This window comes from Pararhizobium gei, from assembly GCF_029223885.1.
GTDB classification, from domain to species: Bacteria; Pseudomonadota; Alphaproteobacteria; order Rhizobiales; family Rhizobiaceae; genus Pararhizobium; species Pararhizobium gei.
In genome coordinates this window covers 3951046-3974658 of the sequence record NZ_CP119409.1, presented here as the reverse complement: position 1 = coordinate 3974658, position 23613 = coordinate 3951046, and the positions used below count along the sequence as shown (strand labels likewise).

At 60.1% G+C, this 23613-nt stretch carries 26 protein-coding genes; 10 read left to right on the top strand and 16 right to left on the bottom strand.

Annotation, left to right across the window (positions count from 1 at the left end; all coding sequences use genetic code 11):
- Positions 1-32 precede the first annotated feature (32 nt).
- A complete protein-coding gene (locus PY308_RS19280; protein ID WP_275785818.1) occupies positions 33-674 on the bottom strand; it encodes a LysE family translocator in 642 nt (213 codons plus the stop codon).
- 412 nt (positions 675-1086) lie between these two features.
- Complete coding sequence (locus PY308_RS19275; RefSeq protein WP_275785815.1) at positions 1087-2307, bottom strand: argininosuccinate synthase; 1221 nt, start codon at positions 2305-2307, stop codon at positions 1087-1089.
- Between the two features lie 191 nt (positions 2308-2498).
- Here PY308_RS19275 and PY308_RS19270 point away from each other — a divergent pair, with 191 nt between their 5' ends.
- The gene (locus PY308_RS19270) at positions 2499-3140 is read left to right on the top strand and encodes a LysE family translocator (RefSeq protein WP_275785812.1); all 642 of its coding nucleotides are present in this window, start codon (positions 2499-2501) and stop codon (positions 3138-3140) included.
- A 36-nt stretch (positions 3141-3176) separates the two neighbouring features.
- Here PY308_RS19270 and rlmN read toward each other — a convergent pair whose 3' ends face one another.
- The 6 genes from rlmN to PY308_RS19240 all read right to left on the bottom strand — a co-directional run bounded on the left by rlmN (position 3177) and on the right by PY308_RS19240 (position 7754).
- Entirely contained in the window at positions 3177-4412 is a 1236-nt protein-coding gene (gene rlmN / locus PY308_RS19265; protein WP_275785809.1) for a dual-specificity RNA methyltransferase RlmN, read from the bottom strand.
- A 263-nt stretch (positions 4413-4675) separates the two neighbouring features.
- Positions 4676-5188, bottom strand: a complete 513-nt coding sequence (locus tag PY308_RS19260; RefSeq protein WP_275785804.1) for an invasion associated locus B family protein — start codon at positions 5186-5188, stop codon at positions 4676-4678.
- Between the two features lie 356 nt (positions 5189-5544).
- The gene (locus PY308_RS19255) at positions 5545-5922 is read right to left on the bottom strand and encodes a YkvA family protein (RefSeq protein WP_275785801.1); all 378 of its coding nucleotides are present in this window, start codon (positions 5920-5922) and stop codon (positions 5545-5547) included.
- 52 nt (positions 5923-5974) lie between these two features.
- Entirely contained in the window at positions 5975-6301 is a 327-nt protein-coding gene (locus PY308_RS19250; RefSeq protein WP_275785797.1) for a 4a-hydroxytetrahydrobiopterin dehydratase, read from the bottom strand.
- 87 nt (positions 6302-6388) lie between these two features.
- Positions 6389-6979 (bottom strand): RNA 2',3'-cyclic phosphodiesterase, encoded by a 591-nt coding sequence (gene thpR / locus PY308_RS19245; protein ID WP_275785795.1) that lies wholly within the window; start codon positions 6977-6979, stop codon positions 6389-6391.
- Positions 6980-7112: 133 nt separating this feature from the next.
- Positions 7113-7754, bottom strand: coding sequence for an arylesterase (locus PY308_RS19240; protein ID WP_275785793.1), 642 nt, complete (start codon positions 7752-7754; stop codon positions 7113-7115).
- Between the two features lie 65 nt (positions 7755-7819).
- Here PY308_RS19240 and PY308_RS19235 point away from each other — a divergent pair, with 65 nt between their 5' ends.
- Both PY308_RS19235 and PY308_RS19230 read left to right on the top strand, forming a co-directional pair.
- Complete coding sequence (locus PY308_RS19235) at positions 7820-8545, top strand: ABC transporter ATP-binding protein (RefSeq protein ID WP_275785790.1); 726 nt, start codon at positions 7820-7822, stop codon at positions 8543-8545.
- On the top strand, positions 8542-11094 hold the full coding sequence (locus tag PY308_RS19230) for an ABC transporter permease (protein WP_275785787.1): 2553 nt from the start codon (positions 8542-8544) through the stop codon (positions 11092-11094). Before PY308_RS19235 ends, PY308_RS19230 begins: the two co-directional genes overlap by 4 nt.
- Positions 11095-11109: 15 nt before the next feature.
- Here the strand turns inward: PY308_RS19230 and PY308_RS19225 are convergent, their stop codons facing one another.
- Positions 11110-11259: a hypothetical protein gene (locus PY308_RS19225; protein WP_275785785.1), complete on the bottom strand. Its 150-nt coding sequence runs from the start codon at positions 11257-11259 to the stop codon at positions 11110-11112.
- A gap of 47 nt (positions 11260-11306) precedes the next feature.
- Here PY308_RS19225 and PY308_RS19220 point away from each other — a divergent pair, with 47 nt between their 5' ends.
- Together PY308_RS19220 and PY308_RS19215 are read left to right on the top strand one after the other, a co-directional pair.
- Positions 11307-12041, top strand: a complete 735-nt coding sequence (locus PY308_RS19220; protein ID WP_275785782.1) for a Bax inhibitor-1/YccA family protein — start codon at positions 11307-11309, stop codon at positions 12039-12041.
- A 126-nt stretch (positions 12042-12167) separates the two neighbouring features.
- A complete protein-coding gene (locus tag PY308_RS19215) occupies positions 12168-12725 on the top strand; it encodes a GNAT family N-acetyltransferase (RefSeq protein ID WP_275785780.1) in 558 nt (185 codons plus the stop codon).
- Between the two features lies 1 nt (position 12726).
- Here PY308_RS19215 and PY308_RS19210 read toward each other — a convergent pair whose 3' ends face one another.
- From PY308_RS19210 to acnA, 3 genes are all read right to left on the bottom strand, one after another.
- Positions 12727-13131, bottom strand: coding sequence for a DUF2794 domain-containing protein (locus PY308_RS19210; RefSeq protein ID WP_275785779.1), 405 nt, complete (start codon positions 13129-13131; stop codon positions 12727-12729).
- Between the two features lie 193 nt (positions 13132-13324).
- The gene (locus PY308_RS19205; RefSeq protein WP_275785777.1) at positions 13325-14074 is read right to left on the bottom strand and encodes a DUF1223 domain-containing protein; all 750 of its coding nucleotides are present in this window, start codon (positions 14072-14074) and stop codon (positions 13325-13327) included.
- Positions 14075-14248: 174 nt separating this feature from the next.
- On the bottom strand, positions 14249-16939 hold the full coding sequence (gene acnA / locus PY308_RS19200; RefSeq protein WP_275785775.1) for an aconitate hydratase AcnA: 2691 nt from the start codon (positions 16937-16939) through the stop codon (positions 14249-14251).
- Between the two features lie 261 nt (positions 16940-17200).
- On the opposite strand from acnA, the gene ccmA reads away from it, so the two are divergent.
- From ccmA to PY308_RS19175, 5 genes are all read left to right on the top strand, one after another.
- The gene (gene ccmA / locus PY308_RS19195; protein WP_275785773.1) at positions 17201-17848 is read left to right on the top strand and encodes a heme ABC exporter ATP-binding protein CcmA; all 648 of its coding nucleotides are present in this window, start codon (positions 17201-17203) and stop codon (positions 17846-17848) included.
- Positions 17849-17912: 64 nt separating this feature from the next.
- Positions 17913-18572: a heme exporter protein CcmB gene (gene ccmB, locus PY308_RS19190; protein ID WP_275785770.1), complete on the top strand. Its 660-nt coding sequence runs from the start codon at positions 17913-17915 to the stop codon at positions 18570-18572.
- Between the two features lie 60 nt (positions 18573-18632).
- Complete coding sequence (locus PY308_RS19185) at positions 18633-19391, top strand: heme ABC transporter permease (RefSeq protein ID WP_275785768.1); 759 nt, start codon at positions 18633-18635, stop codon at positions 19389-19391.
- Between the two features lie 4 nt (positions 19392-19395).
- Positions 19396-19566, top strand: a complete 171-nt coding sequence (ccmD, locus tag PY308_RS19180) for a heme exporter protein CcmD (protein WP_275785765.1) — start codon at positions 19396-19398, stop codon at positions 19564-19566.
- A complete protein-coding gene (locus PY308_RS19175) occupies positions 19563-20168 on the top strand; it encodes a DsbE family thiol:disulfide interchange protein (RefSeq protein WP_275785763.1) in 606 nt (201 codons plus the stop codon). Before ccmD ends, PY308_RS19175 begins: the two co-directional genes overlap by 4 nt.
- Before the next feature lie 13 nt (positions 20169-20181).
- Here the strand turns inward: PY308_RS19175 and PY308_RS19170 are convergent, their stop codons facing one another.
- From PY308_RS19170 to ftsY, 4 genes are all read right to left on the bottom strand, one after another.
- Positions 20182-20571: a hypothetical protein gene (locus tag PY308_RS19170; RefSeq protein WP_275785761.1), complete on the bottom strand. Its 390-nt coding sequence runs from the start codon at positions 20569-20571 to the stop codon at positions 20182-20184.
- A 69-nt stretch (positions 20572-20640) separates the two neighbouring features.
- On the bottom strand, positions 20641-21231 hold the full coding sequence (locus PY308_RS19165) for a DUF2585 domain-containing protein (RefSeq protein WP_275785759.1): 591 nt from the start codon (positions 21229-21231) through the stop codon (positions 20641-20643).
- The gene (locus PY308_RS19160; protein ID WP_275785757.1) at positions 21228-21902 is read right to left on the bottom strand and encodes a septation protein A; all 675 of its coding nucleotides are present in this window, start codon (positions 21900-21902) and stop codon (positions 21228-21230) included. The genes PY308_RS19165 and PY308_RS19160 overlap by 4 nt, the downstream gene beginning before the upstream one ends.
- A gap of 64 nt (positions 21903-21966) precedes the next feature.
- Positions 21967-23598, bottom strand: a complete 1632-nt coding sequence (ftsY, locus tag PY308_RS19155; protein WP_275785754.1) for a signal recognition particle-docking protein FtsY — start codon at positions 23596-23598, stop codon at positions 21967-21969.
- Positions 23599-23613: the final 15 nt, after the last annotated feature.

Below are 23613 nucleotides of genomic sequence, written 5' to 3'. Positions count from 1 at the left end.
GGGTTGTCAGGTGGGCGCGAAGCAGCCCCAGGTCAAGGCTTGCGCATGCCGAGCAATCCGGGCGCCGCATGCCATATGGCCTGCGCGGCAAAGCCGATGAACAGCAGGCCGGAGAGGCGAACGATGACAAGCTCGTGTCTGCGGTAGAACCGCCGCACGAAGGAGGCTCCGATAATGCCGATCAGAATGATATCCGCCACCAGGAATCCAAGGAACGACACGGCGAGCAGCGCCGGCAATGCGTTGAAATCGAGCGCATTCGAGGAGCCTGCCAAAAGCGCCGTGAAGGTCGCGAGGGCAACCGGATAGCCTTTCGGGTTGGTCAGCCCGAAGATGAGGCCGCGCCGATAGGGGCGATCCACTGAAAGGAGGGGCTGGTTTTCGCCGCGCGGTCTTGCCCGCAGGGCGGTCCATCCGATCCAGGCAAGATAGAAGCCGCACAGCAGCCCGAGAACATCGAAGATGGTATTGCCGATGGTTTTCGCGCCGACGATCGCCACCAGCGCCAGCGCCGACCACAAGACGTCGCCTGCCAGATGTCCGCCCATAAAGAGCGCGCCGGCCTTGCGGCCCTGACCAGCGCCGATCCCCAAAAGGGCCAGAAAGGCGGGGCCGGGGATGAGCACGTACAGGAGCGCGGCCAGAAATGCACCGAAAAGCAGGGTCTGCGTCATGGGTTCTCCTTGCGGGAAAATACCATTCGATCCTGTGAAGCCGATTCGGTCAAGATGCCGGCGGGCCGCGCATCGACTCCGTCCCAGCGGTCCGCCCGCTGTTCCAGGCTCCGAACCTGCAGCGGCCAAGATTATTTCGCTTCCGTTGCCATCATCGCATTATCGAAGTGAATGGCACGGTCCATTGTCTTGCCGTCCTTTCGATCAGGTCGGCATGCCCTTCGCTGTTTCCGCCGTTTTCATCGAGGCATCGTCGCGGGACGTCATGCCCTGCGCGAGCGCGCAATAGAAAGGCCGGTCAGCAGGTTAGCGAAAAGCGCAATACCCTGTGTTGGGCGTCAGGGCGGCTGAAGGCAAATGCATACCCGCCGTCCCTGCCGGGCGGCGGGCTTCTTCGAGGATATCAGGTGGCTCAGCCGCGGTTGCGGGCAGCCAGGGTGCGCAGGCGCAGCGCGTTAAGCTTGATGAAACCGGCCGCGTCCTTCTGGTCGTAGGCACCCTGGTCGTCCTCGAAGGTGACCAGTTTGTCGGAGTAGAGCGACTTGTCGCTCGAGCGGCCGGTGACCATGACGTTTCCCTTGTAGAGCTTCAGCGTCACTTCGCCTTCGACATGTTCCTGGCTCTTGTCGATCAGCGCCTGCAGCATTTCGCGCTCCGGCGAGAACCAGAAGCCGTAATAGATCAGCTCTGCGTAGCGCGGCATGATGTCGTCCTTCAGGTGCGCGGCACCGCGGTCGAGCGTGATCGATTCGATAGCGCGGTGGGCCGTCAGAAGGATCGTGCCGCCGGGTGTTTCGTAGACACCGCGCGACTTCATGCCGACGAAGCGATTTTCGACCAGATCGAGGCGGCCGATGCCGTTGTCGCGGCCGAGCGCATTGAGCGCGGTCAGGATCGAGGCCGGGCTCATTTCCTTGCCGTCGATCGACACGGCGTCACCCTTGCGGAAACCGATCTTGACGGTGGTTGCCACATCCGGAGCCTCCTCCGGCGAGATGGTACGCATGTAGACGTAGTTCGGCGCTTCGACGGCAGGATCTTCGAGAACCTTGCCTTCGGAGGACGAGTGCAGAAGATTGGCGTCGACCGAGAACGGTGCCTCGCCCATCTTGTCCTTGGCAACCGGGATCTGGTGCTGTTCGGCAAAGGCAAGCAGGTCGGTGCGGCTCTTGAACGACCAGTCGCGCCAGGGTGCGATGATCTTTATGTCCGGGTTCAGCGCATAGGCCGAAAGCTCGAAACGGACCTGGTCGTTGCCCTTGCCGGTCGCACCGTGGGCAATGGCGTCAGCGCCGGTTTCGCGGGCAATGTCGATCAGGTGCTTGGAGATCAGCGGGCGGGCGATCGAGGTGCCGAGCAGGTAGACCCCTTCATAGACGGCATTGGCGCGGAACATCGGAAAGACGAAATCCTTGACGAACTCCTCGCGCACATCGCGGATGTAGATGTCCTTGATGCCCATCATCTCGGCCTTCTTGCGGGCCGGCTCAAGCTCCTCGCCCTGGCCGAGATCGGCGGTGAAGGTGACGACTTCGGCGCCAAGCTCCGTCTGCAGCCATTTCAGGATGATCGAGGTATCAAGCCCGCCCGAATAGGCGAGGACGACTTTCTTCACTTGCTTGTGCGATGTCATGGGTTTCGGTTCCGTCTGGTCGTTTGCCGCCTACCGAGGCCGCCTTCAAATTCCGCGGCACTTTTAGCCAGATTATCCATTCGCGCAAGTCGCGACGCCCGCTGTATGAACGCGTGAAAGAGAAAGTGCACTGGCCGAGCGGCGTGAATATGCTATCGACGGTTGGTAGCCCACGCCGGAAGACGAGACCCATGGATTTCCTGCCCAGCCTGCCCACGCTGCTTGCTTTCACCGCCGCCACCCTTCTGCTTGCCGCCACGCCGGGGCCGGACATGACGCTGTCGATCAGTCGTGCCCTGTCGCAAGGCCGGGCGGCGGCGTTTTATGTCGTGGTGGGCACGAGCCTCGGCTGCCTGGTGCATACGCTCCTTGTTGCCTTTGGAGTGTCGGCTTTGATCACGGCATCGCCCACGGCCTTCCTCGTGCTGAAGACCGGCGGTGCCGCCTATCTCTTCTGGCTGGCCGTCCAGGCGATCCGCTACGGTTCGAGCCTGTCGATAAAGAAGGTCGATACGATCGATGCCTCGCCGCTTGGCAATATTGCCACCGGGCTCGGGGTCAACCTGCTCAATCCGAAGGTCATCATCTTCTTCATGACCTTCCTGCCGCAATTCGTGACCGCAAGCGATCCGAACGTCACGGCAAAGCTTTTGTTTTTCGGGATTTTCTTCATCGTTGCCGCCATGCCGGTCAACATCGCGGTAATCCTCACGGCCGACTGGCTGTCGGCCTGGCTGCAGCAAAAGAAGAGCGTGATGCGGGCAATCGACTACACCTTTGCCGGTGTCTTCTCGATCTTTGCCGTGAAGATCCTGTTCACGCAGACGCGGTAGGCGTCTGCCGCGACCGCTTCACCACAGACGTGCTTCTCAATCATCCTCGCCATGGTTGGCGATCATGAGCGCCTCAAGCGCCATCCGATCGACCTTGCGCATGCGCTCGGAATCCGACTTCAGCTGGCCGCAGGCGGCGAGAATGTCGCGACCGCGCGGGGTGCGGATCGGGGAGGCGTAGCCGGCCGCGTTGATGAAGTCGGCAAACTTCTCGATCTCTTCCCACTTCGAACACTGATAGTTGGTGCCCGGCCAGGGGTTGAAGGGGATTAGGTTGATCTTCGCAGGAATACCCTTCAGCAGGCGCACCAGTTCCTTGGCGTCTTCCAGCGTGTCATTGACGCCTTCGAGCATGACATATTCGAAGGTGATGCGGCGGGCATTCGACAGGCCGGGATATTTGCGGCAGGCGTCGAGCAATTCCTTCAGCGGATATTTCTTGTTGATCGGAACCAGCATGTCGCGCAGGTCATCTTTCACGGCATGCAGCGAGATCGCCAGCATGACGCCGATTTCCTCGCCGGTGCGGAAGATTTCCGGAACGATGCCGGATGTCGACAGCGTGACGCGGCGCTTGGAAAGCGACAGGCCGTCGCCGTCGGTTGCGATCAGCAGCGCCGTCTTGACGTTCTCGAAATTGTAGAGCGGCTCGCCCATGCCCATCATCACCATGTTGGTGACCTTGCGGCCCTCGTTCGGCACGACGGCGCCGGCCGGCGTATCGCGGTCCGGGAAATCGCCCAGGCGGTCGCGGGCTAAGAGCAACTGCGAGAGGATTTCCTCGGCGGTCAGGTTGCGCACCAGCTTCTGGGTGCCGGTATGACAGAAGGAGCAGGTCAGCGTGCAGCCGACCTGGCTGGAAACGCAGAGCGTGCCGCGGCCTTCCTCGGGAATGTAGACGGTTTCGATCTCGACGGGACGGCCGGCGCCGCGCGGCGGGAAGCGCAGCAGCCACTTGCGGGTGCCATCGGTGGAGATCTGTTCCTCGACGATTTCCGGCCGGGCGATGGTGAAATGCCGCTTCAGCAGCTCGCGCATGTCCTTCGACACATTGCTCATGTGATCGAAATCGGAGACGCCGCGCACGTAGAGCCAGTTCCAGAGCTGGCTGGCGCGCATCTTGACCTGCTTGAGCGGTACACCGATATCCGCCAGCGCCTTGCCCATGTCCTCGCGCGACAGGCCGATCAGTGTCGGCTTTTCCGCTGCGATAGCCGGGCGGACGGGGGCCTTGACCGGGCGGTCCAGATTGAGTGCTTCAGTCGCGGCCATTCTCGCCATTCCCATGTTTGAGATACGCAAAGGACCGTTCAAGCGCTTTGCCTGTAGCCGGTCGCGTAAAATGCTGAGATCAGAGTTCATTTGCTGCGCATCGGGATCGGTCGAGGATCCGCGCATCCTGCGTTGAGCGGGCCTTAGCATGGTTTTTGCCCTGCGTCACCCTCCGGCGCTTCAGGGCAGGTCTGCAAAAAGACAGAGCATTAACGACGAAAGGCCGGACGAGCCGGCCTTCACGACGGAAATGACGTTTCCCGCTACTTGCAGGTTTCGATCTGCTTCAGCGCGGCGGAGATGCCGGAGAGCGAATAGGAATAGGATGTGGGCGTGCCTTTGCGCGATTTCGCGGCGATCGACATCGCTTTGCCGCTCTTCATGGCCGTGACAAGTGCCGGCTCTTCGGCTGCATTTTCGACCCAAGCAGAGTTGCCTTTGGTGAACATGGAGAAGTTCTTGTTATCGATCGTAACGACGACCTTGGAATTTTCCTGCAGTGGATAGCCCATCATCGCCTGCGGTTCATAGGAAATGTTCTGGCCGGGGCGCTGCGATACCAGGAAGAAGATATCACCATGATCGACATTGGCCGGGCTCTTTTCCTTCGGAACCGAAAGAACGTAGCAGACCTTGCTCGAACCGGACGTGTAGGAATAGGCCCCCCAAGCGTTGAATTGCTGAATGCGGGTCGGCGACTGCGCAGAGGCAAAACCGGCAAAACCGGCGAATGCCATTACGGATGCGAGTGCGAGGTTGAGCTTTCTTACAAACATCTTTTCCTGCCGGTTTCTTGCTGCCAACACCCGATCAGCAGTCGGGCAACGCATGGTCACGATTTATTTTATTTTGACTTAATTCAGGTTACCAAACCGTCAACATTGCCTGAATTCACGGCGCCACAGTGTTAGTACGGATCAGATTGCGACGCAAATCCTGTCTCATCCGCATATCAACCGAGGGGAGCCGCTCAAGCACAAGAGACGCGTCAGGTGATTTGGACCGAAGCCGGCCTCCCAAGTCTATGACCTCGTCGGCCCGCCCGTTGCTGTTATGGCACAAAGATTCAGGCAAGAGTTTGACGCCTGTGCCGCACCGAGAAAATGCGAGAGTCCTGCTGCTGTTGCGGCGATTACTCAGGCAGCTTGTCCTGCAAAGCTTCGTCCGCCCGCACATAGTGCCGATCCTTGATCTGGCCTGCCACAGCAGCAAAAGCGGCCGTGAGGACAGCGACGTCGTCGGAAAATCCAACCATCGCCAGCACGTCGGGAATGAAGTCGAAGGGCAATACGAAATAGGCCAGTGCGCCCAGAATGATGCCGCGGGTTCGCATCGGCGTTGCCGGATCGCGCGCGCAATAATAGGCGGCCACGACATCGCGGCTGAACGGGATCTGGCGGACCGCACGTTTCATCGTCGGCCAGAACCTGCGCTCGACCTTCCGGGCCTTCGCTTCCTGTTCGCTTTCCTCGCCGGGCAGCAATATCTCGCCGATCTTGACGTCGTCCATCTTTTTCGCCTCGTCATTCATGGGCAAGGATATGGTGCGCGCCGGTGCAAATTCAAACGTCCTGTTTGCGTTGATCCTGCGTTCTCCCGGCCCCGGCACGGTCCATGCGGGCTGCAAGCTTGAAATCAAGCTCGGTCAGGCCGCCTGCATCATGGGTGGTGAGCGACACATCGACCCTATTGTAGACATTGAACCATTCCGGGTGATGGTCGAGTTTTTCAGCCGCCAGAGCGCATTCGCTCATGAAGCCGAAGGCCTCGCTGAAGCTCTTGAACCGGAACGCTTTCGAGATCGATCCGCCATCTTCGGCAAGCATCCAACCATGCATACCGGTCAACCGCTCGGCCGTATCCCGGGGGTCGAGTTTTTGTGGTCTCATGATGATCCTCCTCGAAATAGTGGCCGTTTCCGGTCGAGGCCGCTCCAATTTCCGCCGGGGCTCGCGGACGCCAGGCAAACGGAATAATCAGAGCACGCTTTCCGTCGAATACCCGTCCCCCAGGGCGACGCCTGCCGAAAACGGCTCGTAGAGCGGAAACACCTCCTCGGTGACATAGGGGCCGCCGCCGATGGAATCGCGTGACGACAGGAGCACGAAGCGCGAGACGGTGAAGGGATTGGTATAAAAGCCGCCGCGACCGGAAAGGTAGTTGACGACATCCTCGACGCGCGAAGAACGGAGTCGGGCAAGCGTGACATGCGGCGAGAACTTGCGGGGGTCGGCCGGAAGGCCGAGACGCTGGCAGAGGCGTTCGATCTCGGCCTGCAACGCGTAGAGTTCCGGCGGGTTGCTGACGCCAGCCCAGACAGAATGCGGTTTTTTCGATCCGAAGGCACCGGTGCCGGTCAGCTGCAGCTGGAATTCCGGCCGTTCGATCCGGTCCAACCGATCAACGATCTCGTCTGCCGTGCGATTATCGACGTCGCCAATAAAGCGAAGCGTGATGTGATAGTTTTCCACGTCCATCCAGCGGGCACCGGGAAGGCCACCCCGCAACAATGAAAGGCTCATCGCGGCATTGCGCGGTATCTCGAGGGCGGTGAAAAGTCTCGGCATGACGAGCTCCCCGAATCTTTTGCAGATAACCAAGCGAATCATGCCCGGCACCCACACGCAATTACAATTTCGCACCTGCGATATTTATCCAACGGCATTAACAAGCGTTAAACAAGATTTATTTTGTCCGGCGTCAGCCTCCCGTCGAAAGCTGATCAACAAAACCTTCCGCAACCGGCATCATTCGCTCGACCATCACGCCGATGCCGTTTCCGTTGGGATGCATCCCGTCCTCGATTTTAAGGCTCTCGTCCTGGACCACGCCGTCCAAAAAGAAGGGGTAGAATGCAACACCATAGGTCTTGGCAAGTTCGGGATACACTGCATTGAACTTGGAGGCGTATTTCTCACCCATGTTCGGCGGCGCCAGCATTCCGACCAGGAGAACGGAAATGCCGCGCGATTGCAGCTTCTCGATCATGGCGGCTATGTTCTTGCGGGTTTCGTCGGGTTCAATGCCGCGTCTTGCATCATTGGCGCCCAATTCGAGGACGACGCCCTTGGTGCCATCCGGCACCGACCAGTCGATCCGGGCGAGGCCTCCCGATGTCGTATCCCCGGAAACGCCGGCATTGGCGATCGTCACGTCATGGCCTTTCGCACGCAACGCCTTTTCCAGGCGCGCCGGGAAAGCGTCCTCGGCGGGCAGTTTGTAACCAGCCATCAGGCTGTCGCCGAAACCGACGAGATTGAGCGTGTCTGCTCTTGCGGGCGCCACCGCGATCACAATTGCCGTGATCGCCCACAAAAATGCCGTCAAACCTTTTAATCGCATCTGAACTTCCTAAATCGATTGAGCTATCTCATCCAGCGGTTCAATTTCATATATAGGTATCTTCCTTGACGAAAAACATGATCGAACTGAAAAATGCGGATCTCACCCTGGGAAAGGCCGCAGCGTCCGTTCATGTGCTCAAGGGCATGAATATCACGATCGATGCCGGCGAATCCGTTGGCATTGTCGGCCCATCCGGATCGGGAAAGTCGACCTTGCTGATGGTGCTGGCCGGTCTAGAACGACTCGACAGCGGCGAAATCGTTATCGATGGTACGCCGCTGCATGGCTTGAGCGAGGACCGTGTCGCCGAGTTCCGGGGCCGAAATATCGGCATCGTTTTCCAATCCTTCCATCTCATTCCCAACATGACGGCGCTCGAGAATGTCGCCGTGCCGCTGGAACTTGCCAATGTCGCCAATGCCTTTGAAATAGCCCGCAAGGAATTGACGTCTGTCGGTCTCGGCGATCGGCTGTCACATTACCCGGGACAATTGTCCGGAGGCGAGCAGCAGCGCGTCGCGATCGCGAGAGCGCTCGCGCCGTCACCCAAGCTGCTGATTGCAGACGAACCAACCGGCAATCTCGATGCCGAGACCGGCAGGCAGGTCGCGGATCTGATTTTCTCCAAGCAGGACGAGCGCGACATGACGCTGGTGCTGGTGACGCATGACGCATCTCTGGCTGCGCGTTGCTCCCGGCAGGTCAGAGTCCGCTCCGGCGAGATCGTCGCGGGTCATGATGGCGATGAGCAAGCCTCCGAGCCGCGGTCCAAGGCAGTTTCCGCATGAGCACTGGTGCCGCCGGCCGTTTTCGTTTTCGTCTCGCCTTTCGTCTTGCACTGCGCGAAATGCGCGGAGGTCTGAAAGGGTTCTACATCTTCCTCGCCTGCGTCGCGCTCGGGACTGCGGCGATTGCCGGGGTCAACTCGCTGTCGCAGTCCATTACCGGCGCGATCGCCGGCCAAGGGCGGGAGCTGCTGGCGGGCGATCTTCGCTTCGAATTGAACAACCGCGTTGCCACAGTCGAGGAAAGAGCTTTTCTGGATGAAATGGGCGCGGTCTCGGTCTCGTCCGGGCTGCGGTCGATGGCACGCCTGCCGGATGGCTCCAATCAGGCGCTGGTCGAAGTCAAGGCTGTCGACGGTGCCTACCCGCTGTACGGAAAGCTCGAAAGCGAGCCGCAGGTGCCGCTTGCCGAGTCTCTGGCCGTTCGTGATGGCGTGTTCGGCGCGCTGGCGGGACCTCTGTTACTCGAAAGGCTGGGGCTCAAGCCGGGCGATGAAGTTCTTCTCGGCAATGCCCGCATACGCGTGGGTGGTCTGATCGTCCGGGAGCCCGATGCTCTGTCTGACGGTTTCGGTTTTGCGCCGCGCCTGCTGGTGTCTGCGGATGCCCTTGCCGCCTCCGGACTGGTGCAGACGGGAAGTCTGGTCGAACACAGCTATAAGATCAAAGTCGGCGACCCCACGGGCGTTCCGGCGCTGCGCCGGGAGGCAGAAGAGAAATTTCCCGTTGCCGGCTGGTCGATCCGTACCAGCCAGAATGCCGCTCCGGCACTGACCGCCAATATCACGCGGTTCTCCCAGTTTCTGACGCTGGTCGGCCTGACAGCGCTGATCGTCGGTGGCGTCGGTGTCGCCAATGCCGTCCGGTCCTATCTCGATTCCAAGCGCGGCGTGATCGCCACATTCAAATGTGTCGGAGCGCCGGCTTCGATGGTGACAATCATCTACCTCATCCAGATTTTGATGATCGCACTCATCGGCATCGGGCTGGGCCTGGTTCTCGGCGCGCTCATTCCCTTCGTTGCGGCTCAGTTCCTTGCTGATATTTTGCCTGTTTCGACCGGCTTCCAACTTTATCCGGCAGCGCTCGGCCTTGCTGCCTTGTTCGGGCTTTTGACCGCGCTGGCCTTTGCCATCCTGCCGCTCGGCCATGCACGGGAAGTACCGGCAACGGCGCTGTTCCGGGAACAGAGTTTTGAGCGGGCACGCCTGCCGTCCTGGCCCTATCTGCTCGCAGCCGGGCTGTGCCTGGCGGCGCTGGCCGGACTGTCCATCCTGACGGCCTATGACCGCACGATATCGCTGACCTTTCTCGGCGCCACGGCCTTCGCTTTCGTGGTGCTGCGCGGCGTTGCAATTCTCGTGGCCTGGCTTGCACGGCATGCGCCCAGGGTGCGCTCACCGGCGCTGCGTCTCGCTATCGGCAATATCCATCGGCCGGGAGCACTGACGCCCTCGGTGGTTCTGTCGCTTGGGCTTGGGCTGGCTCTTCTGGTGACGCTGGCGCTGATCGATGGCAATCTGCGCCGGGAACTCACGGGTAATTTGCCGGAGCGGGCCCCGAACTTCTTCTTCGTCGACATCCAGAGTGCGGAGGTCGAGGGTTTCCGGACACTGCTTCAAAAGAGTCTGCCCGAGGGCAAGATCATCGAGGTTCCGATGTTGCGGGGGCGCATTCTTGCGTTCAATGGCGTCGATGTCGGCAAGATGGAGGTACCACCGGCGGGGCAATGGGTGCTGCGTGGCGATCGCGGCGTCACCTACGCGAAGAATCTTCCAGAGAATTCAAGCCTCGCCGAGGGAACCTGGTGGACGCCCGATTATAGTGGCGAACCGCTGGTGTCCTTCTCGGCCCAGGAGGCGCGGGAGCTTAACCTTAAGATCGGCGACACCGTGACGGTCAACGTGCTTGGCCGCAACATCACGGCGCGCATCGCCAATTTTCGCGTGGTCGAATGGGAATCCCTGTCGATCAATTTCGTCATGGTCTTCTCGCCGAACACGTTTGCCGCCGCGCCGCATGCCTGGCTCGCCACCGTGATCGACCCGACGGCAAGTGCGACCGATGAAGCGGTTGCGCTGAAAGCGATCACCAATGCCTATCCGACGATCACCAGCGTGCGCGTCAAGGATGCGCTCGATATCGTGAACCAGCTTGTCGGGCAGCTTGCAACAGCCATCCGCGCCGCCGCCGCCGTGGCGCTGGTTGCCTCGGTTCTGGTTCTCGCCGGCGCACTGGCGGCAGGCAACAGGGCGCGCACCCATGATGCCGTCGTCCTGAAGACGCTGGGCGCGACGCGTTCGACCCTGATCCGCGCTTTCTGCTATGAATATGCCATGCTCGGCCTGTCGACGGCGCTTTTCGCGCTCTTTGCCGGCGGGGTCGCCGCCTGGTTCGTTGTCAGCAGGATCATGAGCCTGCCTTCTTCTTTTCTGCCCGATGTTGCCCTGGGTACCATGGCGGTGGCGCTCGTCGTCACCGTCGGCTTCGGTCTGGCGGGCACCTGGCGGGTGCTGGGGCAGAAGGCAGCCCCGGTGCTGCGGGAACTGTGAGGCCCCAGTTAACCGTTAAGACGGGCCTTCAAAAGCCTGTGAGCCAAGCTTTTCTCGCAGTTCGCCGGGCTCGCGGTCTTGTGCAAGCCGCAATTCGACATCATATTCGATGCAGGCATGCTGGAGCCCCGCAGCGGCGCCTGGATCGGATGGCAGGATAGCCATCGCGACCCGACACCGTAACCTTAACCGGGGCTTTTAAAGAGGAAACAATGGCTGATCTCAGAAACTACCAAACCCGGGTGTCGCCTGCCGGTGCACAGGCGGGGGCCGTAATCGACGAGGGTCTGCGCACCTATATGCTGAAGGTGTACAACCTGATGGCGCTTGGCCTTGCGATCACGGGTATCGCCGCCTTCGGCGTCCAGGCATTCGCCGCGACGAATCCTGATTTTGCAGTGCTGATTTACCAGTCGCCTTTGAAATGGGTGATCATGCTGGCCCCGATCGCGCTGGTCTTCTACATGAGCTTCCGCATCAACTCTATGAGCGTATCCGCTGCCCAGACGACGTTTTGGGTTTATGCGGCACTGATGGGCGTATCGCTTTCGTCGATCTTTCTCGTCTATACGGACGCCAGCATCGTGAAGACATTCTTCGTGACGGCGGCTTCGTTCGGCGCCCTCTCGCTCTATGGGTACACGACGAAGCGTAGCTTGTCTGGTATGGGTTCGTTCCTGATGATGGGGCTGTTCGGCCTGATCATCGCTTCGGTCGTCAATATTTTCCTCGGCTCATCTGCCCTGGATTTTGCGATCTCCGTGATTGGCGTTCTGATCTTTGCGGGTCTGACCGCTTACGACACGCAGAAGATCAAGGAAATGTACTTCGAGGGCGATGGCGCCGAAATGGCCGGACGCAAGGCGATCATGGGCGCCCTGACGCTCTATCTCGACTTCATCAACCTGTTCCTGTTCATGCTGCGTTTCCTCGGAAACCGCGAATAGACGGAATGGAACCTATCGGAAAAGGCGGCTTCGGCCGCCTTTTTTTGTATTGCAATTCTTGCTGATTGACGTGCTTGATCGCTCTTGTTCTGACTGAGGAACAGTCTCCTGTTCAGGCCAATATCCATGTCGTTTTCTTTACGCAATGCCACTCCAGCCGATATTCCTGTCGTGACCAGCATCTATCGCGATTCAGTTGTTGCCGGTGTCGCGTCCTATGAAACGACACCGCCCGACGAGATCGAGATGGCCTCGCGTTTTTCGGCGATCGTCGCCAATGGTTATCCCTATATTTCTGCCGTCGATGCGATGGGCCTCCTGATCGGCTATGCCTATGCATCGGCTTTCCGCACCCGCGCGGCCTATCGGTTTATGGTGGAGGATTCGATTTATCTGGCGCCCGAAGCGCGTGGGCACGGCGTGGGAAGGGCGCTGCTTGCCGAGCTCATCGCGCGTTGCACCGCCCTTGGCTTCCGCCAGATGGTTGCCGTGATCGGCGGCGCGCATCCTGCGTCCATCGCGGTTCACCGCGCTGCAGGCTTTGAACAGAGCGGTATGATAAAGGGCTCAGGCTTCAAGCATGGCCGCTGGCTGGATACCGTCTTCATGCAGTTGGCACTTGGAGAGGGGATTACAACCCATCCGGAGGCGGACATCTATCCCGACACGCTCTACAGTCGCTGATTCACGTGTCGATCAACTTCAGCATCTTGTCGAAGATCTTGAGCACCTGATGCAGTTCATGGCCACGCTTGAGAATTCTGCCATGCGTATCCACGATGCTGAAGGCGCCCTGCTTGGCGGCAAGCCTGGGGTTTTTCTCGATCCGGTACAGCGGTAATTCGCCCGAGCGCTTGAAGACCGAAAATACGGCCCGGTCGCGCAGGTGATCGAGCGCGTAATCCCGCCATTCGTTCTCCCCGACCATGCGTCCATAGACGCGGAAAATCAGGTCCAGTTCACGACGATGGAAAGTGATGGGCAAGGGATCCTGGCCGCTGCGATAGTCATGCAGGTGAACGACCACGTCGGAATTTGTCTGCCTTTCGGAACGGCTCTCACCTTGCGGCAAATCCGACTGATCCGTCATCTGTATCCCAGTTCGATTGTGACAGGATCGTTACAGTTTGCCTGAGCCTCGCCGAAATGCAAGCCACCAGTTCCATTTCGTCAGGGAAGATCTTTCAGGCACAGTGATATTTCTGGCCAAACAGCAATGCCGGTTCTGTTGGGAACATCGACCTCAACCCAGCACATGATGCGGGCCGACCTGACGCAGGAGCCTAGTTGGCCTTGTTTTCACCCATGATGGTGGTGGCGCCGAGAATAGCGCCGGGAGTTTCGTTGTTTTTCATTTTCTGCAAGAGTACGGCGCATCCGCCATTCTCGCCCTCCTGAAGAACGGAAGCCGGCAGCACGAATCGGGCGGGCTTGCCATCCCACATGCCGACCGTCTGAATATCACGCACGGCATGCCAGTAGGAGATCGTCTTGCCGCTGTTTTCTCCCGTCTTCACATCGACCATCTGTTCGCGGTTGAAATAGATCACAAGCAGATTGGCCTTGCCGCTTCCCGCGCCCACCTTGATCTCAATTTCATCGTTCTTGACGGAGGCCTGGACCGGGACTGCCAGTCCCTTGCCGTTTGTGCTCATTTCGGTGAGTTTACGGTTTATGCCGTCGAGATCGGCGCCGTTGATATGACTGCGTCCGTTAAGGATCGCCTGGGGCGTATAGACGCCGCTGCGGCCCAGCATGCGGGCATAGGCATATTGCCGTGCCGTATTGTCCTTGGTGGCAAGCGTGTCCGCCCAGCCGAGATAGTTCCAGTAGTCGACATGATAGGACAGGGCCACGACCTTGCCATCGTCGATCAGTTTCTTCAGAGCCGCATCGGCCGGCGGGCAGGAGGAGCATCCCTGGCTGGTGAACAGTTCCACGACACCGGCGGGCTCGCCGGCAACCGCCGGCAGCGCCGAAAGGCAAAAGCCAATGGCGAGCAGAACGCGACGTGTGGCAGAAGGTAAGGACATCGGTATTTCCAGTCGGCGTTGCAGCAGGCAAGGGGATTGGCCCCTTCATACGCCGCCTCGCTTTCAACAGAAAGTCACGTTGGAGTGAGAAACCGGCATCCTGTGTCCTGGCCGAACCGGCCACGAAAAAGCCGGAGCCTTTCAGCCCCGGCTTGTCGGTTTTTGCCGATTTTGTCAGGCGGCGAGGTCGCGCAGAACGGTCTGCAAAATACCGCCATTGTTCATATAGGTTACTTCGTCCAGCGTATCGATACGGCAGATGAGCGGGACTTCCTTCGTCGTGCCGTCGCTATAGCTGATCTTGGCGACACGCTTTTCGCGAGGCTGGACATCGGTCAGGCCTTCGATGGAGACAAGCTCGTCGCCGCGCAGTTCCAGCGATTCCCATGTCGTGCCTTCCTCGAAGACGAAGGGCACGATGCCCATGCCGACGAGGTTGGACCGGTGGATGCGCTCGAAGGACTGGGCGATCACGGCCTTGACGCCGAGAAGGTTTGTGCCCTTGGCTGCCCAGTCACGCGACGAGCCATTGCCGTATTCGACACCGGCGAAGATGACCAGCGGCACGCCTTCGGCCTTGTACTGCATGGCCGCGTCGTAAATCGACATCTCTTCCTTCGAAGGATAGTGGATCGTGTAGCCGCCTTCCTTGCCGTTCGGTCCCATCATGTGATTGCGGATGCGGATATTGGCGAAGGTGCCGCGCATCATCACTTCATGGTTGCCGCGGCGCGTGCCGTACTGGTTGAAGTCGGCAACGCCGACACCGTGACCGATGAGGTAGGCGCCGGCCGGAGACGCTGCCTTGATCGAGCCGGCCGGCGAGATGTGGTCGGTGGTGATCTTGTCGCCGAACAGGCCGAGTACGCGGGCGCCCTTGATGTCGGAGATGCCCGAACCGGTCTTTCCCATGCCGACGAAGTAGGGCGGGTTCTGCACATAGGTCGAATTGTCGTCCCAGGCATAGGTCTGGCCTTCCGGGATCTGGACGGCCTGCCAGTTGACGTCGCCCTTGAACACGTCGGCATATTTCGATGCGTAGAGCGCGCGGGTGACGTATTTCAGGATGTATTCCTGGATTTCCTGCGACGTCGGCCAGATGTCCTTGAGGAACACCGGCTGGCCATCGCTGCCAATGCCGAGCGGTTCTGTCGTCAGATCCTTCTGGACGGTGCCGGCCAGCGCATAGGCGACGACCAGCGGCGGCGAAGCGAGGTAGTTCGCCTGGACGTCCGGCGAGATGCGACCTTCGAAGTTGCGGTTGCCCGAGAGAACGCCGGACATGATCAGGCCTTTCTCGTTGATCGTCTTGGAGATCGGCGCCGGCAGCGGGCCAGAATTGCCGATGCAGGTTGTGCAGCCGAAGCCGACGAGGTTGAAGCCGAGTGCGTCGAGATCCTTCTGAAGACCTGACTTTTCGAGGTACTCACCGACAACCTGGGATCCCGGTGCAAGCGAGGTCTTCACCCAAGGCGCCGACTTCAGGCCCTTTGCGACGGCATTGCGAGCGAGCAGGCCGGCGGCGATCAGAACGGACGGGTTCGAGGTGTTGGTGCAGGATGTGATGGCGGCAATCGCCACGTCGCCATGGCCGATATCGTAGTCCGCGCCCTCGACGGCGTAGCGCGCATCGAGCTGGCCGGGCTTCTTGTATTCGCCTTCAAGCGAGCCTGCGAAACCAGAAGCGATATTTTCCAGCGGAATACGGCCTTCCGGACGCTTCGGGCCAGCCATTGCCGGCACGACCTGACCGAGGTCAAGTTCGAGCGTATCGGTGAAGACCAGATCGGCGCCGTCGCCTTCACGCCACATGCCCTGAGCCTTCGAATAGGCTTCGACCAGCGCGATGCGCTGCTCTTCGCGGCCGGACATGGTGAGGTAGTTGATGGTCTCGCTGTCGACCGGGAAGAAGCCGCAGGTGGCGCCATATTCCGGGCCCATATTGCCGATCGTCGCGCGGTCGGCGAGCGTCATGTTGTCGAGGCCGGGGCCGAAGAATTCGACGAACTTGGAGACGACGCCCTTCTTGCGCAGCATCTGCACGACCATCAGCACGAGGTCAGTGGCGGTAACGCCTTCCTTGAGCTTGCCGGTCAGCTTGAAGCCGATGACTTCAGGCAGGAGCATGGAGACCGGCTGGCCGAGCATGGCCGCTTCGGCTTCGATGCCGCCCACGCCCCAGCCGAGAACGCCAAGGCCGTTGATCATCGTCGTGTGGCTGTCGGTGCCGACGCAGGTGTCGGGGTAAGCGGTGATCTCGCCGTCTTCTTCCTTCGTCCAAACGGTCTGGCCGAGATATTCGAGGTTGACCTGATGACAGATGCCGGTGCCGGGGGGAACGACGCGGAAGTTCTTGAAGGCCTGCTGGCCCCACTTCAGGAAGCGGTAACGCTCGCCATTGCGCTCGTATTCGAGCTCGACGTTGCGGGCAAATGCTGTGGGCGTGCCAAATTCATCGACGATGACCGAGTGATCGATGACGAGATCGACCGGAACCAGCGGGTTGATCTTTTCCGGGTCGCCGCCAAGATTGACCATGGCATCGCGCATTGCGGCCAGATCGACCACAGCCGGAACGCCAGTGAAGTCCTGCATCAGCACGCGGGCCGGGCGATAGGCGATTTCGTTTTCAGCCGTGCCCTTGTCGGTGAGCCAGGCAGCGATATTGAGAATATCCTGCTTCTTGACCGAGCGGTCGTCTTCGTTGCGCAACAGGTTTTCCAACAGCACCTTCATCGAGTAGGGCAGCTTGGAAACGCCGGTGAGGCCGTTCTCTTCCGCCTTCGGCAGGCTGTAGTAGACATAGTCTACGCCATTCACCGAAAGCGTCGAACGACAATTAAAACTGTCAAGGGACTTGGACACTGGTTACCCCGTTCCGTTTGATCGCCAAAATGACGTACGAACGCCCGAAGCGCAGGAAATGCGCGAAATGGGATGCGGGTACGGCCATTTCCGCTGTCCGCACGTGGAAATCATTCCATGTTCGGCGCTAGGATGAAATTCACGCCGACCGCTGGCGTGTTGGCGCGGTTATAGATAATTTCGAACAAAGGTGCCAGAGCAGGCGCGACCAATTTGAGACAATTTTTTTGCGTTGCGACGAATGTCGTAAAGGGAATGTGAATGCCGATTAGCCTGCATGTCGAAAGCCTCGGTGCGAAACGGGGAGAGGACCTGATTTTCCACGATATTTCCTTCGTTCTGTCGGCGGGCGAAGCTCTCGTCGTGACCGGTTCGAACGGTTCCGGAAAATCGACGCTGTTGCGGGTTCTGGCAGGTCTTCTGGCGGCGGAATCCGGTCGCGTCCGGGTCGAGGGAAATCTCGCCGAAACCGGTCATCCCCGTGAGCTTTGCCATTATCTCGGCCATCGCAATGCGATGAAGCGCGAGCTGACGGTCGCGGACAATCTCGCCTTCTGGAAATCCTTCATGGGTGATTCGGCTGGCGGCTCCGGGATTGGCGTTGAGGAGGCTGCCGAAGCGCTCGGCCTTGCCGGGATTTCGCATCTGCCGTTCGGCTATCTCTCGGCCGGACAGCAACGGCGGATCGCAATGGCCAAGCTGCTCGTCGCCCACCGGCCGATCTGGATCCTCGATGAGCCGACGGCAGCGCTGGACGCGCGTGCTGACCGGTTGTTTGCCGGGTTGGTGGCCGGCCATCTGGGCGCCGGCGGCATTGCCGTTGCGGCGACGCATCAGCCCTTGGGCGTGGTTGCGAGGGAGTTGCTGATGATCGGGTTTTCTGCTGGATTTACGGAGATAGGTTACTGATGTCACTGACCTCTTGCCGTGAGGCCCCCCCTCATCCGGCCCTTCGGGGTTGGAAACTCACGATATGATCGCCCTCTTCCTCCGCGATCTCAAACTCTCGGTGCGCGCCGGTGGCGGGGCGCTGATCGGCGTCTTGTTCTTCATGACCGTGGTCGCCGTCGTGCCGTTCGCCGTTGGCCCCGATCTCAATCTTCTGTCGCGGATCGGGCCGGCCATTTTGTGGATCGGCGCTTTGCTCGCATCGCTTCTGGGGCTTGACCGGCTGTTCCAGGCCGAGCGCGAGGACGGGTCGCTCGATCTGATGCTGATGCAGGAGACGCCGCTGGTGCTGATTGTGCTGGTCAAGTGTCTGGCGCACTGGGTGGCCTCCGGGCTGCCACTGGTGGTCGCCGCGCCACTGCTCGGGCTGTTCATGAACATGAGCGAGGTCGCGATCGGCGCGACGATGCTGACGCTCTTGGCAGGGACACCGGCCATCGCCTTCATCGGCGCAGCAGGAGCGGCCGTCGCGGTGACGCTGCCGCGCGGCGGGCTGCTGGTCTCGATCCTCGTCCTCCCGCTAGCCGTTCCCGTCCTGATCTTCGGGGTGAGTGCAGCTTACGCGGCCGTTGAGGATCCCGCGCCGTTTTTGCCGCCCTTGTTGATATTGATCGCGATTACGCTTTTCTTTGCAGTCGTTGGACCCGTGGCGGCGGCATTGGCGCTGCGATCCGGGTCGGACTGACGCAAATGTGATTGAAAGGTCTTCATTGAAGAGAAAGGGCTTCGGCGCTAAGGAGTCATCATGAGCGAAAATTTCGTGCTGCGCAAATTCAGCGACCTTGCCAATCCCACCCGGTTTCTCAGCCTGGCGGAGCGTGTTCTGCCCTGGCTTGCCGGGTTGACGGCGGCGCTGTTTGCGGTCGGGCTCACTCTTAGTTTCATCACCGAGGGCGATTACCAGCAGGGCGAGACGGTGCGCATCATGTATCTGCATGTGCCGTCCGCCTGGCTGTCGATGATGTGCTATACGGTGATGGCGGTATCCGCCTTGGGTACGCTGGTCTGGCGGCATCCCCTAGCGGATGTCTCGGCCCGAGCCGCAGCGCCGATCGGCGCTTGTTTCACCTTCCTGGCGCTCGTCACCGGCTCGCTCTGGGGCAAGCCGATGTGGGGCACCTGGTGGGTATGGGATGCACGGCTGACTTCCGTCTTCGTACTGTTCCTCATGTATCTTGGGCTGATTGCACTCAACAGGGCGATGGATGAACCGGGCAAGGCAGCCAAGGTCTCGGCGGTGCTTATCCTCGTCGGCTTCGTGAATATTCCGATCATCAAATTTTCGGTGGAGTGGTGGAACACGCTGCACCAGCCGGCAAGCGTGATGCGGCTCGACGGTCCGGCTATCGACCCGGAATTCCTTCGGCCTCTGCTCGTCATGGTCCTCGGCTTCACCCTGTTGTTTTTCACCTTGCATATCGCTGCGATACGCAACGAAATCTGGCGTCGCCGGGTCATGTCCATGCGACGTCAGGCAGCGCGCAACGCCGGACGGGAGAGTTGATCGAATGATGGGCCATATGGGCTATGTCGTTGCAAGCTATGGCGTGGCTGCAGTCACCGTTGCCGGGCTTCTTCTCTGGGTGATCATCGATGGCCGCAACCAACGGCGGAACTTGCAGGCGCTGGAAGAAGCCGGCATTCGACGTCGCTCGGCCCAGAGCGGAGACCGGCCGTGAGCTCGGGCGTGCCGACTGCGGAAAAGGACAGGCCGAGCAGGCTGCGGTTGGTTTTTGCTGTTCTGCCATTAGCGATTTTCGCCGGCTTGGCGGCGATCTTCTGGAGCCAACTCGATTCCGGCCGGAGCATCAGCGAAATCCCCTCGGCACTGATCGGCACCAAAGCGCCTGTTCTCGACATGCCGCCGCTGGAAGGGGCCTCCTTCAACGGTGCGCCCATGCCGGCGCTGACCGATGCAGCGATCAAGGGCAAGATGACTTTGGTCAATGTCTGGGCATCCTGGTGCATTCCCTGCCGAGACGAAAATCCTGTTATCCTGGATCTGGCCAAGGATCCACGGCTGACAGTCGTCGGGATCAACTATAAAGACAAAACCGAGAATGCGCTGCGGTTTCTCGGCGAACTCGGCAATCCGTTTTCCGCGGTCGGCGTCGATCCGCGCGGCAAGGCGGCGATCGACTGGGGTGTCTATGGTATTCCGGAGTCCTATCTGGTGGATGCCAATGGCATGATCGTTTACAAGCGGGTCGGACCTTTCGACGCGCGCAGCCTGCGAGAAGGTCTCTATCCGGCGATCGAGAAGGCTGTGGCGGGCAAGTAGAAAGTTGGCTCTCCTACCAGGAATTTGCTCCGATTTTCTTCTTTCCCTGATAGACATCGACATGGCCCGGCGCAGTCAAACGCCAAGTTTCACAAACCTCCTTGCCCTTGTCCAATCCCTTCCATGTCCGGCAGAACTTGTCGCCTTTTATCTTCCATGAACCGGAAATCTCGATCGCGGTTCCGCCATCAGGCTTGGCCGAACCCTTTCCCTTTCCATCTGCTGACAAAGTGAGAGAACCCGAATAGCCCATGCCCTCGCCTCCAAGTCGAAGCGTCTTTCCACTCTCAAGGAGCGCCGTCAAATCTTCCTTCTTGAGCGTCTTGTCGGCTGCATTGGCCGGCGTCACCAACCAAGCGGAAACGATAAGGACCGACATCATACCGTGCACAATGCGCATCATTCAGCCCTTCAAATGAAACAGTTCACAATTTCTAAATTAGAGTATTTGAAAAATTTACAGCGAACAATATCAAATTGCAGCCTGCCAGGCCTTCACGGCGTCCAGTGGCCACACCAGCATCAGAACGTTCAGCGTCAGATTATCCCGGATTAGCCAGCCGGTGAAAAGCTCGAAGAACAGAGCGATGACCACGGTGACTGCAACCGGTGCGCGCCAGGCAAACAGGAAGCCGAGCATCATGAAGACGGTGTCCATTGCCGAGTTCAGGATGCTGTCGCCGTAATAGTCGAGCGAGACGGTCGCGGTTCGGTAGCGGTCGATGATGACAGGCGAGTTTTCCAGCAATTCCCAGCCGCCTTCGATCACCAGCGCCAGCAGCAGCTTCGCAGCCAGCGGCTTTCCGCGCAGCACGAGATGGGCAAGACCATAGAACAGGAAGCCGTGGATGATGTGCGAGGGCGTGTACCAGTCCGCAAGATGCTGGGAATTGCCCGGACCGTTGGCGACCGGCTCGAACAGTTTGACATAGCCGCATTCGCAGATGGCTATGCGGCCCATCCAGTGCAGGATGAGGATCTGCAGGCCAAGGATAGCGGCGCAGGCGAGGATCCAGACAGTCTGCCGCTGATGGACCGGGCTGCGGGCATCGACAGCATTCACTTGCCCGTTTCCTCCGGCGGGGTCACGGAATGCCTCATTATCAACGGCATCTGGAACATGGTGAACCCAAGCGTGATCGGCATGGTGCCCCAGACCTTGAAGGCCACCCAGAAATCGTCGGCAGCCTTTGTGTCAGGCAGGTAATAGGCGTTGGCACCGCGCCAGACGATCTCGTTGAGGACGGCGAGGAACAGGAAGAACAGGCCCCAGCGCAGCGTCAGTTTACGCCAGCCTTCCTGATCGAGCTGGAAGGCGGCATTGAAGACATAGCCGAGCAGCGATTTTCCGAAGACGAGGCCGCCCAGAAGCACCACCCCGAACAGCGTATTGATGATGGTCGGCTTCATTTTGAAGAAGAGTTCATCCTGCAGATAGATGCCAAGCCCGCCGAAAACGATGACGACGATCCCGGATATGAAGGGCATCATCGGCAGATGGCCAAAGACGATCTTCGAGACGACCAGCGAAATCACCGTCGCCGCCATGAAAAGGCCACTTGCAATGAACAGCGGGCCACCGAGAACGGACAGGGCGGGAAACGTAGCCGCCAGCCACTCGCCGCGCAGATTGGCGAAGAAGAAGACGAGCAGCGGCCCGAGTTCCAGTGCCAGCTTGAGCATTGGATGATGCCGGTCGGCAGGGGTGGGCGTGGTGTCGCTTTCAAATGTCATGCGCTACGTCAAACCTGGTTCGTTTCGTCTCGCCATGGCCGAGTGCCATGGCATATCTGTGGCATCAATGGGCAATGCCGGCAATGGCATGGGCAAAATCGCTCGCCTCGAAGGGCTCAAGGTCGTCCACGCCCTCGCCGACGCCGATGAAATACACGGGCAGCTTGTGCTTGGCGGAGATAGCGACGAGGATGCCGCCGCGTGCTGTCCCGTCGAGCTTGGTCATGATCAGGCCGTTGACGCCAGCCACGTTGCGGAAGATCTCGACCTGATTGAGTGCATTCTGGCCGGTCGTCGCGTCAAGCGTCTGAAGCACGGTGTGCGGCGCGTCGGGATCGAGTTTGCCCAGCACCCGGACTATCTTTTCGAGTTCGGCCATCAGTTCGGCCTTGTTCTGCAGCCGCCCGGCCGTGTCGATGATCAGGACGTCGCTCTTTTTAAGCCGCGCCTGTTCGAAGGCCTCATAGGCGAGCCCCGCGGCATCGGCGCCGAGCTTTGAGGAGACGATGTCGGACCCGGTGCGCTCCGCCCAGATCTTCAGTTGCTCGATGGCGGCAGCGCGGAATGTATCCCCGGCGGCCAGCATTACTTTCAGGCCCGCGCCTGAAAGCTTCGCGGCAAGCTTGCCGATGGTGGTCGTCTTGCCGGTGCCGTTGACGCCGACGACGAGGATGACATGCGGCTTGTGGCTGAGATCGAGCTGCAGCGGCTTGGCCACCGGCGCCAGGACCCTGGTGATCTCGGCCGCCATGATGCGGGTTACGTCCTCGCCGGTCACGTCCTTGCCATAGCGCTCTGAGGCCAGCGTATCGGTGACGCGCAGTGCCGTCTCGACGCCAAGATCGGCCTGGATCAAAAGGTCTTCCAGATCCTGCAGCGTTTCGTCGTCGAGCTTGCGCTTGGTGAAGAGCGCGGTGATCTGGCCAGTGAGCTGCGACGAGGTGCGCGACAGGCCCTGACGCAGCCGCTGGAACCAGGTGAGCTTCTGCTTGGGAGCGTCCGGTTCCGGTATGGCTGGGCCGGTAGCGAAGCCTTTGGGCAGGATGGGGGCTTCTGCCGGTGGCGAAGCGGTGGTGATAGCCTCACGCAGCGCCGCATGCTCCGACGGGCTATCGTTCAAATCCGATGGCTCGGTATTTGTCGTGGGCTTCCCCCCCTCTGTCGGCGGTGCGAACATCTCCCCCTCAAGGGGGGAGATCAACCCTGCGTCCATCTTTGAGGGAGAAGCGTCTCCAGCAATCTCCCCCCTTGAGGGGGAGATGTCCGACAGGACAGAGGGGGGGAAGTCCGCCTGAATTTGTGAGCTTTCGGCTTCCGCCTCCGCTTCCAGCAGCGACAGCGGGATCAAGCCGAGATCGCCGATCTCTTCGACAGCGGGTAAGAGGGCCGGTGTGTCTTCCTCTTCTTCCTCGAACGTTGACGCCTTCGGCCCCGTGTACTCCTGCTCATCGGCGCTATCGGCCGAGGGGCCTCCGGCCGTCTCCATTTCTTCGGGCATGACCGGGTCGGCGGCGAGGGGGAGGTTCTCGGTGCGCGAATGCGGATCGAGCTCGGCTTCGATTGCCCGGGTTTCAGCCGGGGTGAAGCCGGATTCGGCCATCCCGGCAGTTGCGTCTGCCGGCATTGCGGCGGGCTCGGCTTCAACCGGCTTGTCCTTGCCGAAGGTGAAGACCCTTTTGATGAAGCTGAGCGCCATTGATGATCCGTAAGC

Coding starts and splice junctions, on each gene's coding strand:
- PY308_RS19280 (WP_275785818.1), bottom strand. CDS start 674: ATGACGCAGACCCTGCTTTTCGGTGCATTTCTGGCCGCGCTCCTGTAC.
- PY308_RS19275 (WP_275785815.1), bottom strand. CDS start 2,307: ATGACATCGCACAAGCAAGTGAAGAAAGTCGTCCTCGCCTATTCGGGC.
- PY308_RS19270 (WP_275785812.1), top strand. CDS start 2,499: ATGGATTTCCTGCCCAGCCTGCCCACGCTGCTTGCTTTCACCGCCGCC.
- rlmN (WP_275785809.1), bottom strand. CDS start 4,412: ATGGCCGCGACTGAAGCACTCAATCTGGACCGCCCGGTCAAGGCCCCC.
- PY308_RS19260 (WP_275785804.1), bottom strand. CDS start 5,188: ATGTTTGTAAGAAAGCTCAACCTCGCACTCGCATCCGTAATGGCATTC.
- PY308_RS19255 (WP_275785801.1), bottom strand. CDS start 5,922: ATGGACGACGTCAAGATCGGCGAGATATTGCTGCCCGGCGAGGAAAGC.
- PY308_RS19250 (WP_275785797.1), bottom strand. CDS start 6,301: ATGAGACCACAAAAACTCGACCCCCGGGATACGGCCGAGCGGTTGACC.
- thpR (WP_275785795.1), bottom strand. CDS start 6,979: ATGCCGAGACTTTTCACCGCCCTCGAGATACCGCGCAATGCCGCGATG.
- PY308_RS19240 (WP_275785793.1), bottom strand. CDS start 7,754: ATGCGATTAAAAGGTTTGACGGCATTTTTGTGGGCGATCACGGCAATT.
- PY308_RS19230 (WP_275785787.1), top strand. CDS start 8,542: ATGAGCACTGGTGCCGCCGGCCGTTTTCGTTTTCGTCTCGCCTTTCGT.
- PY308_RS19225 (WP_275785785.1), bottom strand. CDS start 11,259: ATGGCTATCCTGCCATCCGATCCAGGCGCCGCTGCGGGGCTCCAGCAT.
- PY308_RS19220 (WP_275785782.1), top strand. CDS start 11,307: ATGGCTGATCTCAGAAACTACCAAACCCGGGTGTCGCCTGCCGGTGCA.
- PY308_RS19215 (WP_275785780.1), top strand. CDS start 12,168: ATGTCGTTTTCTTTACGCAATGCCACTCCAGCCGATATTCCTGTCGTG.
- PY308_RS19210 (WP_275785779.1), bottom strand. CDS start 13,131: ATGACGGATCAGTCGGATTTGCCGCAAGGTGAGAGCCGTTCCGAAAGG.
- PY308_RS19205 (WP_275785777.1), bottom strand. CDS start 14,074: ATGTCCTTACCTTCTGCCACACGTCGCGTTCTGCTCGCCATTGGCTTT.
- ccmA (WP_275785773.1), top strand. CDS start 17,201: ATGCCGATTAGCCTGCATGTCGAAAGCCTCGGTGCGAAACGGGGAGAG.
- ccmB (WP_275785770.1), top strand. CDS start 17,913: ATGATCGCCCTCTTCCTCCGCGATCTCAAACTCTCGGTGCGCGCCGGT.
- PY308_RS19185 (WP_275785768.1), top strand. CDS start 18,633: ATGAGCGAAAATTTCGTGCTGCGCAAATTCAGCGACCTTGCCAATCCC.
- ccmD (WP_275785765.1), top strand. CDS start 19,396: ATGATGGGCCATATGGGCTATGTCGTTGCAAGCTATGGCGTGGCTGCA.
- PY308_RS19170 (WP_275785761.1), bottom strand. CDS start 20,571: ATGATGCGCATTGTGCACGGTATGATGTCGGTCCTTATCGTTTCCGCT.
- PY308_RS19160 (WP_275785757.1), bottom strand. CDS start 21,902: ATGACATTTGAAAGCGACACCACGCCCACCCCTGCCGACCGGCATCAT.
- ftsY (WP_275785754.1), bottom strand. CDS start 23,598: ATGGCGCTCAGCTTCATCAAAAGGGTCTTCACCTTCGGCAAGGACAAG.